The organism is Hymenobacter qilianensis (assembly GCF_014638675.1).
Lineage (GTDB): Bacteria > Bacteroidota > Bacteroidia > Cytophagales > Hymenobacteraceae > Hymenobacter > Hymenobacter qilianensis.
This window is the reverse complement of sequence record NZ_BMFN01000005.1, coordinates 132,662-147,472: the sequence shown is the minus strand read 5'-3', so window position 1 is coordinate 147,472 and position 14,811 is coordinate 132,662. Positions and strand designations below refer to the sequence as shown.

At 65.3% G+C, this 14,811-nt stretch carries 13 protein-coding genes; 7 read left to right on the top strand and 6 right to left on the bottom strand.

Annotation, left to right across the window (positions count from 1 at the left end):
- Nucleotides 1-566: 566 nt before the first annotated feature.
- The 6 genes from IEW06_RS19550 to IEW06_RS19525 all read right to left on the bottom strand — a co-directional run bounded on the left by IEW06_RS19550 (nucleotide 567) and on the right by IEW06_RS19525 (nucleotide 8,877).
- Entirely contained in the window at nucleotides 567-1,346 is a 780-nt protein-coding gene (locus tag IEW06_RS19550; RefSeq protein WP_187734446.1) for a carboxypeptidase-like regulatory domain-containing protein, read from the bottom strand.
- A 494-nt stretch (nucleotides 1,347-1,840) separates the two neighbouring features.
- Nucleotides 1,841-2,440, bottom strand: a complete 600-nt coding sequence (locus tag IEW06_RS19545; RefSeq protein ID WP_187734445.1) for a TlpA family protein disulfide reductase — start codon at nucleotides 2,438-2,440, stop codon at nucleotides 1,841-1,843.
- 52 nt (nucleotides 2,441-2,492) lie between these two features.
- Nucleotides 2,493-3,665, bottom strand: a complete 1,173-nt coding sequence (locus tag IEW06_RS19540; protein WP_187734444.1) for an efflux RND transporter periplasmic adaptor subunit — start codon at nucleotides 3,663-3,665, stop codon at nucleotides 2,493-2,495.
- Nucleotides 3,666-3,692: 27 nt separating this feature from the next.
- Nucleotides 3,693-6,845, bottom strand: a complete 3,153-nt coding sequence (locus IEW06_RS19535) for an efflux RND transporter permease subunit (RefSeq protein WP_188548808.1) — start codon at nucleotides 6,843-6,845, stop codon at nucleotides 3,693-3,695.
- Between the two features lie 4 nt (nucleotides 6,846-6,849).
- On the bottom strand, nucleotides 6,850-8,274 hold the full coding sequence (locus IEW06_RS19530) for a TolC family protein (RefSeq protein WP_188548807.1): 1,425 nt from the start codon (nucleotides 8,272-8,274) through the stop codon (nucleotides 6,850-6,852).
- A 231-nt stretch (nucleotides 8,275-8,505) separates the two neighbouring features.
- The gene (locus tag IEW06_RS19525; protein ID WP_187734441.1) at nucleotides 8,506-8,877 is read right to left on the bottom strand and encodes a hypothetical protein; all 372 of its coding nucleotides are present in this window, start codon (nucleotides 8,875-8,877) and stop codon (nucleotides 8,506-8,508) included.
- A gap of 301 nt (nucleotides 8,878-9,178) precedes the next feature.
- On the opposite strand from IEW06_RS19525, the gene IEW06_RS19520 reads away from it, so the two are divergent.
- From IEW06_RS19520 to IEW06_RS19490, 7 genes are all read left to right on the top strand, one after another.
- Nucleotides 9,179-9,499, top strand: coding sequence for an ArsR/SmtB family transcription factor (locus tag IEW06_RS19520; RefSeq protein WP_223285014.1), 321 nt, complete (start codon nucleotides 9,179-9,181; stop codon nucleotides 9,497-9,499).
- A 70-nt stretch (nucleotides 9,500-9,569) separates the two neighbouring features.
- Nucleotides 9,570-10,385, top strand: coding sequence for a sulfite exporter TauE/SafE family protein (locus IEW06_RS19515; protein WP_188548806.1), 816 nt, complete (start codon nucleotides 9,570-9,572; stop codon nucleotides 10,383-10,385).
- A 71-nt stretch (nucleotides 10,386-10,456) separates the two neighbouring features.
- Entirely contained in the window at nucleotides 10,457-11,812 is a 1,356-nt protein-coding gene (locus IEW06_RS19510; RefSeq protein ID WP_188548805.1) for an MBL fold metallo-hydrolase, read from the top strand.
- 65 nt (nucleotides 11,813-11,877) lie between these two features.
- On the top strand, nucleotides 11,878-12,252 hold the full coding sequence (locus tag IEW06_RS19505; protein ID WP_187734440.1) for a rhodanese-like domain-containing protein: 375 nt from the start codon (nucleotides 11,878-11,880) through the stop codon (nucleotides 12,250-12,252).
- A 104-nt stretch (nucleotides 12,253-12,356) separates the two neighbouring features.
- Complete coding sequence (locus IEW06_RS19500) at nucleotides 12,357-12,917, top strand: YeeE/YedE family protein (protein ID WP_187734439.1); 561 nt, start codon at nucleotides 12,357-12,359, stop codon at nucleotides 12,915-12,917.
- A 12-nt stretch (nucleotides 12,918-12,929) separates the two neighbouring features.
- Nucleotides 12,930-13,340, top strand: a complete 411-nt coding sequence (locus IEW06_RS19495; protein WP_187734438.1) for a DUF6691 family protein — start codon at nucleotides 12,930-12,932, stop codon at nucleotides 13,338-13,340.
- Nucleotides 13,341-13,380: 40 nt separating this feature from the next.
- On the top strand, nucleotides 13,381-14,805 hold the full coding sequence (locus IEW06_RS19490) for an OprD family outer membrane porin (RefSeq protein ID WP_187734437.1): 1,425 nt from the start codon (nucleotides 13,381-13,383) through the stop codon (nucleotides 14,803-14,805).
- The last annotated feature ends 6 nt before the right edge of the window (nucleotides 14,806-14,811 follow it).

Here is a 14,811-nt window from a genome sequence, read left to right as displayed (position 1 = left end):
GATAAAACGCATTATCCTATGTTCGCCTACTCACCCTAACTTGAGGTTGCTGAAAAGGAAAAGGGAGGCGTAAGATTCCGCCATTATGGGGCCATTACGAGCTCGTTTGACAGGACAATCCCCTCCCTTTTCCGGGGGCCCTTCGGACCGTTCCAGGAGGCCGGTGAGCCTGTATCAGGATAGCGAAAGATTCCCTGGAAGTCCTTTTCTCCCTACTGTTCACTTTTCAGTTTGCGCCATGGATTCGCATTCGCTTCTCCCCATGTAAAGGAAGAAATCTAAGAGGAAAGTGGACCATTCTAGTCGCGTCCGTCACGAGTAAACTCCTGTTTGCTCCTACCCTACAGGCCGCGGGTGAAGCCTTACCCAGACACCGCTCTGCGCGCCCTTTCGGAAGCGAGGAAGCCTAGCCGCGTTTCAGGCACTCACCCCGCGCTAGAAAGGTCAGCGGGCCACCAAGAGTCGCGCGACTTCCGGCTGTGCACCGCCAGGAGGACTTCTGTTGCTTTTATTTCCCGATGGGGTACCGGCCAGGGGGCAGCAACCGCTGTCGGGGCCTTTCCCGCCTAGGGCATGGTAAAGCTGACGACCGGCGAGGGCGTGAGGTTGGGATGGGGCCAGTGGACTTTTTGCCCGGTGGCCAGGTCCGTGTACGGGGTCATGCCCTGCATGCCGTAGGCCACGGCATACCCGGTGGTGCCGCTGGCGGGAGTAAACCCATAGCGCGCCAACTCGGCCCGGTCCAGGGACCATGTGGAGCTGTGGGTGGTCGTGGCCGAGGAAGCACTGCTAACGAGGATAATAGCGCTGGTAGCAGTGAGGAAGCTCACGTCGGGCGTAGTACTGAAATAGAGCACGTAGCTGCCGTTCGAAGTGGGCTGCGGGCTGGTTCTACCCGTTGCAAAGGTGACGAAGGGCAGTCCCCCCGCCCCGGCCGGGGAGTTGGTGGCCCGCAGGCTGGTAGCGCGCAGCTCGGGCTCCTGCAGCAGCGCATAGGTTTCGGGCAGGCGGGTCAGCCCGTTGCTTTGCGGGTGGGCCACGCCGCGCAGAACGAACGTGCTCAGGCCGGGCCGGCTGAAGACGAGGGTATAGGTACCGGCCGGCACGGAACCGAGGGCAAAGGCCCCGGCCTCGTTGGTCTTGGCCGTAAGCAAGGGGCTCGTAGGGAATACCGTCACGGTGACGCCCCCCTTGGGCAAGCCGGTGCCCAGCTGGTTGCGTACCGTCACCGTCCCGGCGATGCCCGTGGGGGGCACGGGGTCCGGGTCTTTTTGGCCGCAGCCGCTCAGCAAGGCCAGCAACCCGCAGAAATGGAGCAATCGGCCGTAGGGTAGGGGTACTTTCATGGAGTAGGAACGGAAGAAATAGAAGGAAGAGGCGCTCAATATAGGAGCTTCACAGTATGTAGAGGCAAACTGGGGTTTCAGCAGTCCCCTCCTTTGGGCTAGCACCAGATCTTGACCCGTTATGGTGCGGTAGGCCCTGGGGCAATCGGGGGCGGGACCGGTGTTACTAACCGGCGTATCGCTGTCTTAGAAGGGCCGTGGCTGTTGCAAAACGCTTTTATCGTGGAGCTGGAGGGTAACGCCGTCGACTAGTAGAGGCTAGCAGGCCATAGGCAGGGCTCCTCGTGGGGGTGCTTAGTGGTTCGAAGAACAAGTTGCCGCCTTGGGGTTGACTTTTGCAACAGCCACGGCCATTACGTAAATGACCAATTCGGCGACCGGACCTTGGTGCTTCAGGTTGCCGGTAGGGCAGTAACGTTTTATTGGATGAAGCGCCACAGAAAAGCCCTGGCTGTTGAGCCAGGGCTTTACCGGAGTGCAATGCGTCGACGCGCTTACCGAGCTAACTTTTCCAACGCCGCCTTAAACTCGGGCGTGTCGTACTCGGCCATGCCCTCGTGGCGGGCGGCTACCTGCCCCTGCGGGTCCAGAATGACCGTGGAGGGCAGGGCGTTGGAGTCAAACGGGGCCGGCAGCGGACCTGTCGGGAAGTATACCGGGAAGGTATAGCCCCGGCGCTGGATCATGGCCTGGGCCTTCGCCGGGTTCTCATCCAGCGACAGCAGCACAAAGGCCACCTTCTTGGGGTCCATTTTCTGGTACAAAGAGTGAATACCGGGCATCTCGGCTACGCAGGGCGGGCACCAGCTGGCCCATAGGTTGACGAACACCACCTTGCCCTTCAGCTCGCTCAGATTAACGGGTTTACCGTCGAGCGTGACCAGCGGCAGGTGGTGGGGATAGGCGCTGGCGCTCGGGGAGGAAACAGCGGGGGAAACGGGGGCCGCCGGGATTGCCGGCAGCTGGGCCTTCCACAGGCCCGTGGCCAGCAGGCCGCGCTGCAGACCGCTCAGTACGGGGGTGCGCAGGGGGGTGAACAGTACGAGAGCAAACAGGGCTAGCGGCAGCCACTGCAGAAGAGTTTTACGAGTCATAGTCAAGGGATTTAAACCGGCAACAACAAACAAATGAAGAAACGTTCATATATCAAGCCCCGGCGGGCTTGGCCCTCGCCACGTTGAGCAGCTGCCCATCGCCCACCTGCTCGGCGCCTTCCCGCACCAACTCATCCCCTGGCTGCAAAGGGCCGAATACCACTACCGTGTCGCGGCTCAGCAGCGGGCCCTGGCGCACGGGCACCCACTGGGCGCGGCCCTGCTGCACGCGCACCACCTGCGCCTGCTGGGGCGCATCGGGGGAGGCAAACACGGCCGAGGTCGGCACGGCCACGGCTTTCGCTTCGGTGGGCAGGGCCACCAGCACCTGGGCGTACATGCCCGCTTTCAGGCGGCCATCGGCGTTGGCCACGTCCATTTCCACCAGCTCCGAGCGCACGGCTGGACTCAGCCGACTCGCGTTGCGGCGGTACACGCCCGTGAAGGTCTGGCCGGGAAAGGCCGGCACCGTGAAGGGCACCGCAGCGCCCGGCTGGAGCCACTGGCCGGCGGCCGCTTCGGGCACGGCCACCTCCAGGCGCAGGGTCCGGCTGTTTTCCAGGGAGAACATCGGCGCGGCCGGCTGGCCCCCGCCCGGTCCCACCAGGGCCCCGGCCGACACGTTGCGGGCCGTGATGGTGCCGCTGAACGGGGCGCGCACCACCAGGTAGTTGCTCAGCTCCCGGCGGGCCTGCAGCTCGGCATACGCGGCCTGCCCGTTCGCCTGGTCGGCCTGCAGCTCGGCGCGGGCCCGCTCCAGGTCATTGGGCGAGATGGTGCCCGGCTCCTGGCTGGTGCGCAGCAACCGCTCGTAACTGGCCTTGGTGCCGGATAGTTTGGCCTGCGCGGCCTGCCAGCGCGAGCGGGCGCGGGCCAGCTGAGCCTGTAGCTCCGGGGCTTCGAGCACGGCCAGGGTCTGGCCCTTGCTCACGCGCGAGCCGCGGTCCACCAGTACCCGCTGCACAAAAGCGCCCACGCGGGGGAAAATGTCGACCTGCTCCAAGGGCTTGAGCTCGGCGGGCAACCGCAGCCGGCGCACGGCCGGGGCGGCGCTCAGCCGGAAGGTGGTGACGGCCGCCGGCGCCGCGGGCGTGGGCTGCTCGGCCACGGGGTTCGAGGCGCCGCCGGACGAGCAGCTGCTCAGCGCGCCGCTCAGCAGCAGGCCCGCCGCCAGCAGGGCAGTAGGTTGGGGCGAACGGGCAATCAGTTTCAGGAAGGCATTCATATACAGCCAGTTGGAAAAAGGAGAAGATTAAGCGGCCTGCCGGGTCCGGGCGGGCAGCATAGAGAGGGACTCGTAGCTTACATGGCGCATGGCCCAGCCGAACACGTGGGGCAAGACCAGCAGCGAGGCCAGCGTGGAGGCGAGGAGGCCGCCGATGACGGCCTGGCCCAGCGGGGCAATCTGGTCGCCGCCCTCCCCCAGGCCCGAGGCCATGGGCAGCATGCCGGCAATCATGGCAATGCTGGTCATCAGGATGGGCCGGATGCGGGTGTCGGCGGCCAGGCGGGCCGCTAGCGCCACGTCGCGGTGCTCGTGGCGCAAGTTCTCGGCGCTGGTGATGAGCAGAATGGCGTTGGCCACCGACACGCCCACGCTCATAATCATGCCCATGTAGGACTGCAGGTTGAGCGTGGCCCCCGTGGCCAGCAGCAGCAGCAGCGAGCCCGCCACCACGGCCGGCACCACCGAGAGCACCACCAGCGAGAGCCGGAACGACTGGAAGTTGGCCGCCAGCAGCAGGAAAATCACCACGATGGCCATGCCCAGCCCGGTCTGCAGGCTGCTCATGGTTTCTGCCAGCAGCTGGGGCTGGCCCACCAGATTCGCCACCACGCCCCGCGGGGGCTCCCCGACTTGTTGCAGGGCCTGGCGCACGGCCTGGGCGGCGGTGCCCAGGTCCCGGTCCTGCACGTTGGCCGTGATGCTCACCAGCCGGTAGGGGCCCTGGCGGTCAATCTGGCCGGGCATCAGCCGCGCCGACACCGTGGCCACCTCCCCGATGGTGGGGCGGGCCTGCCCGGGCTTGACGGGCAGCGCCTCCAAGTCCTGGAGCTGGGTGAGCTGGTCTTCGGGCAGCTGCACCTGCACCTGGTAGCCCAGGCCGGACTTGGGGTCGAGCCAGAGGTTTTTGCTCGTGAAGCGCGAGGAGGACGTGGCCGCCACCACCGACCGGGTGATTTCCTGGCTGGTGAGCCCGAACTGGGCGGCCCGCTCCCGGTCCACGTCGATGCGCAGGGCCGGGTACTGCAGGGGCTGGGCAATCTGCACGTCGCGCAGGTAGGGAATCCGCTTCAATTCGGCCAGCACCTTGCGGGCGTGGCCAGCCGTTTCCTTCAGGTTTTTGCCCCCCACGTTCACCTGGATGGGCGTGGGCGCCCCGTCGCTCATCACCTTTTCCACCAGCTCGATGGGCTCGAAGCTCAGCTGCAGGCCGGGGTGGGCCTGCTGGATGCGCCCGCGCAGGCGCTCCCTGAGCTGGCTCAGGTTCACGTGCACGCCCTCTTTCAGGGCTACCTGCAACAGGGCCTCGTGGGGGCCGGCGGTAAAGACGAACACCGAGTTAACCGCAAAGCTGGCCGGCTGGGTGCCCACGAAGGTGGAGCTGATTTCCACGTTGTCGGGGCCCACTTCCTGATTGATAATGGCCTGCACGGCCGCTACGGTCTGCTCGGTTTTTTCCAGGCGGGTACCCACCTGCTCGCGCAGCCGCAGCTGAAACTGCCCGCTGTTGGCCTGCGGGAAGATGTCGGTGCCGATGAACGCAAACCCCGCTCCTACTACCAGTACTGATAAGACTAGGTAGCCCAGCACCAGACCCCGCTGCCGGCCCTGAGCCCGGATGAGCAGGCGCTGGTAGCCGGCCTGGAAGCGGGCAAAAAAGCCGGGTTTCCCTTCCGCCTCATCGTGGCCGGCCGTTGGCGCGTGGTCTTTCAGCAGCCAGTTAGCCATGACCGGCACCAGCGTTTGCGAGAGCAGGAATGAGGCCACCATGGCAAAGCCCACGGCCAGCGACAAAGGCAGGAACATGGCCCGGGGCACGCCTTCCATAATCAGGGCGGGCGCGAAGACGGCCAGGATGCAGAGCAGAATCAGCAGTTTGGGCAGGGCAATTTCGCGGGCCGCGTCCCAGATGGCCTGGGCCTTGGGCTGGCCCCGCTCCAGGTGCTGGTGAATGTTTTCGATGGTCACCGTGGCCTCGTCCACGAGCACGCCGATGGCCAGGGCCAGGCCCGAGAGGGTCATGATGTTGAGCGTCTGCCCGAAGAGCTGGAGCAGAATCACGGCCGACAACACCGAGAGCGGAATGGTGGTCACGACGATGAGCACGCTGCGCCAGTCGCGCAGAAACAAGAGCACCATCAGGCCCGTGAGCACCGCGCCCAGGATGCCCTCCGTGACCAGGCTTTTGAGCGAGTTGGCCACGTAGGTCGACTGGTCGAAGGCGTAGCTGAGCTTCACGTCCGCGGGCAGCAGGGCCCGCAGGGTGGGCAGCTGGTCCTTGACCTGCTGCACCACTTTGAGGGTGGAAGCATCGGCCTTTTTGATGACCGGCAGGTAGATGGCCCGCTGGCCGTTGATGACGGCGTAGCCCGTCGTCACGTCGGCGGCATCCTCCACCGTGGCCACGTCGCGCAAATACACCCCCGGCCCGGCGCCGGGGCGCAGGGGCACGTCCAGGAAGTCGGCGGGGTTTTCAATCAGCGAGTTCACCGGGGCCATGTAGGCCACGTCGCCCATCTTCACGTTGCCGGCGGCCGAGGGCTGGTTGCTGGCCACGATAGCCTGGACCACGTCGTCGGGCGTGAGCTGGTAGCCGCGCAGCTTGGCCGGGTCGGCCTTCACCACGATGGTGCGGATGTTGCCGCCGAACGGGGCCGTGGACGTGACGCCCGGAATGGTGGTGAACATGGGCCGGATGCGGCTGGCGGCCAAATCCTGGAGCTGGGTGAGCGTGCTTTTCTCGCTTTCCAGCACCAGCTGGCCCACGGGCAGAGAGCTGGCGTCGAAGCGCACCACCTGCGGGGGCAGCGTGCCGGTGGGCATAAAGGCCGTCGCCCGCGACACCTGGGTGGCCACCTCGGCCGCGGCCTGGGCCATATCGGTGCCGGGGTAGAAGGAGAGCTTGATCAGGGTCAGGCCCTGAATGCTTTTGGTTTCAATCTTCTTGACTCCGGACACGAAGAGGAAGTTGTTTTGAAACTGGTTGGCCATGAAGCCGTCGAGCTGCTCGGGCGAGAGGCCCCCGTAGGGCTCGGCCACGTAGATGGCCGGCACGTCCATGCTGGGGAAGATGTCCACGGCAATGTCGCGCACGGCGGCGAAGGCGAAGAAGAGGATGGCCAGCATGGCCACCACCACGGTGAGGGGCCGCTGCAGGGCCGACCGGATAAGTTCGTACATGGGGCTAGGGCGTTACGGGGGTGAAAAAGAAGGAGAAGTCGCCGGCGGCGGCGGTTTGCGCCAGCAGGGCCTGCCAGGCGGCGTTGGCCGTGAGCACCTGGTCCTGCTCGGCCTGCTGCAGCCCGTACAGGGCCTGGGTCAGGTCGACCACGGTAGCCAGCCCGGCGTTGTAGAGGGCCAGCTTCTGGCGGTAGGCCTGGCGGGCGGCCGTGAGCTGCAGCGGAGCCTGGCGGGCCCGCTCGGCGGCCAGCTGCCGGCGCTGCTGGGCCAGGGTGGCCTGGTTGCTCAGCTCCAGCTGCTGCTGGCGGTACTCGGCCTGCAAACCCTGGGTGCGCAGGTTTTCCGCCTGGGCCTGGGCCTGCACGCGGGGCCAGTCGAGCAGGTCGAACACCACCCCCACGCCCACGGCGTAGTTGAAGCGGGTGGGCGCGGCCCCACCCAGCCCGTAGTCGGTCTGGCCGTCAGCGCCCAGGCCGGAGCCCCGGCCCCAGGTGGCGCCCAGCAGCGAGAGCCGGGGCCGGTACTGACGGCGCAGCGCTGTTTCGCGGGCCTGGCCCAGGTCAATGGCCCGCTGCTGCAGGCCCAGCGTGGGGTGGGTGGCGGCCGGCGGCACCAGCGCCGGGGGCGGCGTCTGGTTGTAGAGCGTGTCGGGCTGCCAGGTGGCCCCGGGCTGGCCCAGCAGGGTGAAGAGGCGGGCCTGGCGGTCGGCTTCCTGCTCGCGGGCGGTTAGGAGCGCCAGCTGGGACTGGGCCTCGGTAGCGCGGGCCAGGGTGCTGTCCACGCCGGGGCGCAGGCCGTGCAGGGTCAGCCGGGTGATGGTCTTTTTCAGCACGGCGACCCGCCGCACGTCCTGCTCCCGCACCCGGCGCAAACTCTGGGTGGCCAGCAAATCGAGGTAGGTCTGGGCCACGCGCAGCTGCTGGGTGAACAGCTCGTTGTCGGCATCGGCCTGGGCGTAGCTGCGGGCCGCTTCGGCCCGGGCCCATTGGGCCGGGTACTGGCCGAAGGTGACCGGGCTCCACTCCATAAGGGCCGTGCCCAGGCTGCCGAATACGGCATTGTAGGAATTAACCCCACTCAGCGAGCCGCTGCTGGGAATGATGGTGCCCACGGGCAGCATGGTGCCGGCCCCGGCGTTGGTGGAGCCGTAGCTCACCTGCCCGCTGAGTCGCAGGGAGGGCAGGCGTTGGGTTTTGGTGTGGGTGAGGTCGGCTTCCGCGGCCTGCACCTGGTAGGCTTTGGCCTGCAGGTGCGGGGCCTGGGTGCGGGCCAATTCCAGGGCCTGGGGTAAGGTGAGGGGGCGGCCGGCGGCCGGGATAACCGGGGTCGGTTGCGCCTGGCTGAGGGAGCCCGCTAACAGCAGGGCCACAACCAGCCGCCGGCTACCCGGCGGCAGGAGCCGGGCAGGGGGTACAAGAGGGAAAAACATGGGTTCCGAGAAGTCAGGACAGAAATCCGGGCCGGGCGCACAGGGGCGCAGCCAGCCACTTTACAGGCAGATTTGCTGGGGTTCTCAGGAAAAGGCGGGAGTACCCGATGGCCGGGTAATAGAGGGTGTTAAACCAAGCGGCGGGCCGGACCGGGCATAAAAAAACCGGTTATCGCCCCCACATCGTGGGGCAATTAACCGGGTAAAAACCCGGCTCCACTGCGCATTTTCCTAAGAAAAGCGGACGGGCGGAGCCTTGTTGGGGTGGTTGGCAAACGACTGCTCGGGGCCGGCATTCGGGCCGCGGACGGGGTTGAGCGTAGGCTCGTCGGCCGGGAACAGCAGGCCGAAATACAGCGTGGGGAAGTCATTGCCCAGCGCCAGGTCCAGGGGCAGAAGCTTGGCTTTCACCACCGGCGCGTGGTCGGCCTGCGGGTCGGCTTGTACCGTCTGCAGCTTCTTTTTGCACAGCCCGGCGCGGGGCTGCTCCTGGCGCGTACCAGCCCCCGGCTCGGCCCCCTGGGTCCGCATGGACAGCGGCTGGCAATGCAGGTAGACACCCGCATAAATCAGCAACAGCAAATGGGACAACAGACGGGACATGGGAGCGAGGTAGGTGGCGCAAAGGTGCGCACAATTATGATACCGGACCGGATTTAGTAGCCCAAAGGCCGCGAATCAGCGGCGGGGTTGCAGCCCGCAGGGGTCCAATTATGCCACTCCCAACCAAAACTTTGCCGCCTTAAGTTCACTATCGCCCGGGACTAAACAAGCCGACAACCGCCATCAGGGGCTGGAATTCGGGTTTTTACCAGGCCTGGGGAAAGGAAAAAGAAAGTAGTGGAACTAACCGGGGTGCCACACTTGTATAAATGAACAACTGTTCATAAGTTTGCCCCCAGTTATGATACTCCCCGCTGCCCCCGACGCTGAACTGAACCTGACCACCGAGAAGATGGAGAAGGTGGCGTTCATCCTCAAGACCACGGCCCACCCCACCCGCATCGCCATCGTGCAGCTGCTTTCGGGTCACGAGAGCCTCTCCGTGACCGACATCAGCGAGAAGCTGAACGTGGAACAGAGCCTGCTCTCGCACCACCTGACGGGCATGAAGCTCAAGGGCATTCTGAGCAGCACCCGCGACGGCAAAAACATCTTTTACTCGCTCAAAATGCGCGAAGTGGTGGACGTGATTCAGTGCCTGGCCGCCTGCACGTTCCTGTAGGAGTCGCGGCCTTTTTTTTGGTCAAACACATGAACAACATATCATAAATTCATACGTTCACCCGTACCCCATGCTTCCCACCTTCGGCTACTTCGCGGCAATCTTCATTGGCCTCTCCCTGGGCATCATGGGCGGGGGTGGCTCCATCCTTACCGTGCCCGTGCTGGTCTACCTGATGGGCGTGAGCCCGGTGCTGAGCACCGCTTATTCCCTGTTCGTGGTGGGCTCGACCTCAGTGGTGGGGGCCTGGGGCTACTTCCGCAAGGGGTTGGTGTCGCTGAAAACGGCGCTGGTGTTTCTGCTGCCCTCGCTGGCGGCCGTGTTTGCCGTGCGCAAGCTGCTCATGCCCGCCATTCCCCACGAGCTGTTCACGGTAGGCAGCCTCGTCTTCACCAAAGATCTGCTGGTGCTGGTAGCGTTTGCGGTGCTGATGGTCGGCGCCGCCGTGTCCATGATTCGCAGCCAGCAGGCCGAACAGGTGCTGGATGAGGAGCTGCACCAGAAGCACGCCTTCAATTATCCGCTCATTCTGGGCATTGGGCTGGTCGTAGGCACGCTCACGGGCTTCGTGGGCGCCGGGGGCGGTTTTCTCATCATCCCGGCCCTGGTACTGGGTGCCCGCCTGCCCATGAAGCTGGCGGTGGGCACCTCGCTGGCCATCATCGCCTTGAACTCGCTCATCGGCTTCACCGGCGATTTGAGCGCCGGTACCCCCATCGCCTGGACCTTCCTGGCCGGCTTCCTGGCCTTTGCCCTCGGCGGCATCGTCCTGGGAACCTACCTCGCCCGCTACATCCCGGGTGCCAAGCTCAAGCCCGCCTTCGGCTGGTTTACCCTGGCCATGGGAACGTTCATTCTGCTGCGCGAGCTGGTCTTTACCCCCTGATTCTCTTTCCCACTGCCTTCTTATAACCGCTCATTTCCCTCGACTTTCCCCACCTCCTAAACGCTTTTCCCATGAAAATCGAACAGTTTGAAGACAAGGGCCTGGCCCATTTCTCCTACGCTATCCTCAGCGAGTCGGCCCGTGAAATCGTGCTCATCGACCCCGCCCGCGACCCGCAGCCCTACTACGACTTCGCGAAGGCGAATGACGCCCAGATTGTGAGCGTCATCGAAACCCATCCCCACGCCGATTTCGTGAGCAGTCACCTGGAAATTGCCCAGGCCACCGGCGCTGTTATTCGGGTCAGCAAGCTGCTCGGGGCGGATTATGCCCACGAAGCCTTCGACGAGGGCCAGGAATTCACGGTGGGTAAGCTCACCTTCCGCGCCCTGAACACGCCCGGCCACTCGCCCGACTCGCTGAGCATCGTGCTCAGCCGCGAAGGCAAGGACGAGGCCGTGTTCACCGGCGACACGCTCTTCATCGGCGATGTAGGCCGCCCCGACCTGCGCGAGAGTGCCGGCAATATGACCGCCAAGCGCGAAGAGCTAGCCAAGCAGATGTACCACTCGCTGCGCGATAAGCTGATGAAGCTGGATAACACCGTGGTGGTGTACCCAGCCCACGGGGCGGGCTCGCTCTGCGGCAAAGCTTTGAGCGGGGGCAGCAGCAGCACCATCGGCGACGAGAAGTTTGGCAACCCCATGCTGCGCGACCTGAGCGAGGAGGAGTTTGTCCAAGAGCTGCTCGCCGACCAGCCCTTTATCCCCAAGTACTTCGGCTACGACGTAGACCTGAACAAGGCCGGCGCGCCGGCTTATGCGCCCAGCGTGCAGCAAGTGAAGCGCCTGGCGCCCGGCACCACCTTGGAAGCAGGGGCCGTCATCATCGACACCCGCCCCGAAGCTGAGTTTAAAAAAGGCCACGCGGAGGGCGCCATCAATATCCAGCAGGGCGGCAAGTTCGAAACCTGGCTGGGCTCCATCGTGGGCCCGGAGGAATCCTTCTACCTCATCGCCGCCGCCGAGGCAACGCTGGAGGACCTGATTCAGAAAACGGCCAAAATCGGCTACGAAGCGCTGATTAAGGGCGCGCTGGTCGGCACGCCCGCTGCCGAAGCGACCATGCCCACGCTGGATGTGGCCGCCTTCCGTCAGCATCCGGAGCAGTACACCATTGTGGACATCCGCAACGCGGCGGAACACCGCGACGAGCCCATTTTCGCCGGCTCGCTGAGCATACCGCTGCCCGAGCTGCGCGAGCGGGCTCAGGAAATCCCCCAGGGCAAGCCTGTGGTGGTGCACTGCGCCGGCGGCTACCGCTCGGCCGCCGGCTCCAGCATCGTGGCCGACGCCCTGCCCGGCACCCCGGTGCTCGACCTGAGCGAGGCCGTGAAATCCTTCCAGTCGGCTGCGGCCGGCCATTAACCCTTAACGGCAAAACCGGAGAGGGTCCTGAAAAGGAGCTCTCCGGTTTTGCCTACGCTTTTGCCATGTCTCACTTCGCATTCCTGCTTTCCCTCTTTGCCATGTTTGGTCTGTTTCAGGGCACCGCGCCCGCCTATAAAAACCTTACCCCCGCCCAATTTTCCGCCGCCGTGCGCGAGCCTGGCGCGGTGCTGCTCGACGTGCGCCGGCCCGACGAGTTTGCCGCCGGCCACCTCCCGGGTGCCGTGAACATCGACGTGACCAGCCCCGACTTTGCCCGGCGCGTGGCCGCCCTGGACAAAACCAAGGCCACCTACGTGTACTGCCGCAGCGGCGCCCGCTCGGCCAAAGCGGCCGACCAGCTCACCCAGGCCGGTTTCACGACCGTGACCAATCTGCTGGGCGGGGTGCTCGACTGGCCCGAAAAGCTGGTGCGCTAAGCGTCCGGCTCTTTTACCGCTTCTAGGTGATGATTCCGGCCGGCCCTTGTGCCGGTCGGTCGGCACCCTTATTTCTTCCCTTTTCGCTTTGACTTCCTAAATTCATGCTTGACTTCCTTCGCCAACCCTGGCCCTGGTACGTGGCCGGCCCCCTGATCGGGCTGACCGTCCCCGCGTTGCTGCTCATCGGCAACAAAGCCCTGGGTATCAGCTCCTCGCTACGCCACGTGTGCGCCGCCTGCGTGCCCGCCGGCATTCCCTTCCTGACCTATAACTGGCGGGCCGAGCTCTGGAACCTGTTTTTCGTGCTCGGCATTGCCGTGGGGGGCTTTTTCGGCTACCAGGTGCTGGGCCACCCCGACACCATTGCCATTTCGCCGGAAACCGTGCGCGACCTGCAGGCGCAGATGGGCCTGACCGACTTCACCGGCCTGCTCCCGAAAGAGCTGTTTGCCCTGGAAAACCTGGCCAACTGGAAAGGCTGGGTGTTTCTGGTGCTGGGGGGATTTTTGGTCGGCTTCGGCACGCGCTACGCCGGGGGCTGCACCTCGGGCCACGCCATTTCGGGCCTTTCTAACCTGCAGTGGGTGTCGCTGGTCGCCGTCATCGGCTTCTTTATCGGGGGCCTGCTCATGACCTGGGTGTTCTATCCATTGCTGTTTTAACCTTCCTGCTGCATGAAAAATCTGAAATACCTGGTGCTGGGCGTCTTGTTCGGCCTCATCCTGACCAAAAGCGAAGTCATCAGCTGGTGGCGCATCCAGGAGATGTTCCGCTTCCAGTCGTTCCACCTGTACGGCATCATCGGCTCAGCCATTCTGGTGGGTATGCTATCGCTTCAGCTCATCAAGCGCAACCACGTGAAAAGCCTCAACGGCGAAACCATCACCCTCGCCGACAAGAAGTACAACCACGGCACCTGGATCGGAGGCATCATCTTCGGGCTGGGCTGGGCCCTGACCGGCGCCTGCCCCGGCCCGCTGTTTGCCCAGCTGGGCAGCGGCGTAGCGTCGGCGGCGGTGCTGATTCTGGCCGCGCTGGCCGGCACCTGGACCTACAGCGCCCTGCGCGAAAAGCTGCCGCACTAACCTTTCTCCACCCGGCTTCCGGCTCCTGTTCCCGTTTCCAATGATTCGCTGGTTTCTGCTCGGAACCGCGCTGCTGGCCGGCGCCCGGCCCGGTCCTGCCCAATCCGTACGGTCCGAACCGCTGCTGCACCCGGCGGCTCACGCTCCGGCCGGGGAAGTAGCAGCAGATTCGACGGCGGCCCGGTCCCTGGCCCAGGCCTTGCGCCAGGGGGAGTTCCGGGCTCACGTGCGCACCGTGTTTATGGCCACACGCAACCGCAGCTCCGCTCCGGACTATTACGCCCACGGCGTCGGGGCGGGGCTAGGCTACGAAACCAAGGCCTGGCACGGCCTGCAGCTGGGTGTGGAAGGGTTCTTTCTGAAAAACCTGTACTCCAGTGCGCTGGCCGCCGAGCCGGGCCGCCCGGAAAGCCGCTACGAGCTCAGCCTCTTCGACCTGGAACACCCGCACCACCGCGAGATAATGCATCAGGTGGAAGAGTTGTGGGTGCGCTGGCAGCCCCGGCCGGGCCTCCAGCTCACCTACGGCCGGCAGCAGCTGGACACGCCCCTGCTCAACTCTCAGGACTCGCGCCTAAGCCCCAACTTTGTGCAGGGCCTGTGGGCGGTGGGCAAGGCAGGCAAGGCCACCACGCTACAGGGCGGCTGGCTTACCCACGTGGCCCCGCGCTCCACGGACCGCTGGTACCGGCTCGGCGAAGCCGTGGGGCACTATTCTATGGGCGTGGCCCCCGACAGCAGCCGGGCCGATTACCTTGGGCACGTACCCACCCACGGACTGGCCGTGCTGGGCCTGCGCCGCACCCTGGGCCGCGGCAGCTCGGTGCAGGCCTGGCAGTACTTCGCCGACCACCTGCTGGCCACCAGCCTGCTGGAAAGCACGGTGGCCTTCCCCCGCCCGGCCGGCACCTGGACGGCCAGCAGCCTGCTGCTTTGGCAGCACGGCCTGGCCAAGGACCGGGACCAGCCGGTGAGCCAGCGCTACCTCAACCCGGGGGAACAAGCCCGGGCCCTGAGTGGGCGCGTGGCGTACCAGCGGCAGGCCTGGCAGGTTGCCGCGCACTACACCCGCCTGACGGCCCACGGGCGCTACCTCTTTCCCCGCGAGTGGGGGCGGGAGCCCTTCTACACCACCTTGCCCCGGGAACGCATCGAGGGCGCCGGCGACGTGCACGCATTCGGTACCACCGTGGCCTGGCAGCCGCCGCATGGGCCCCGCCTGGAGGCAGGCTACGGGTACTACAACCTCTCGCGGCAGGCCCGGCTCAACAAATACAGCCTGCCCGATTTCCACCAGCTCAACCTGAGTTTAACCCACTCCTTCACCGGCGCGGCCCGGGGGCTGCGCCTGCGCACGCTGCTCGCGGCCAAGTGGGGCGCTGACCGGGCCGCCTATTTGCCGGCGCAGGCCATGAACAAAGTGGACCTGCAGCATCTGACCCTGGCCCTTGATTACGGCTTTTAGTGGCTC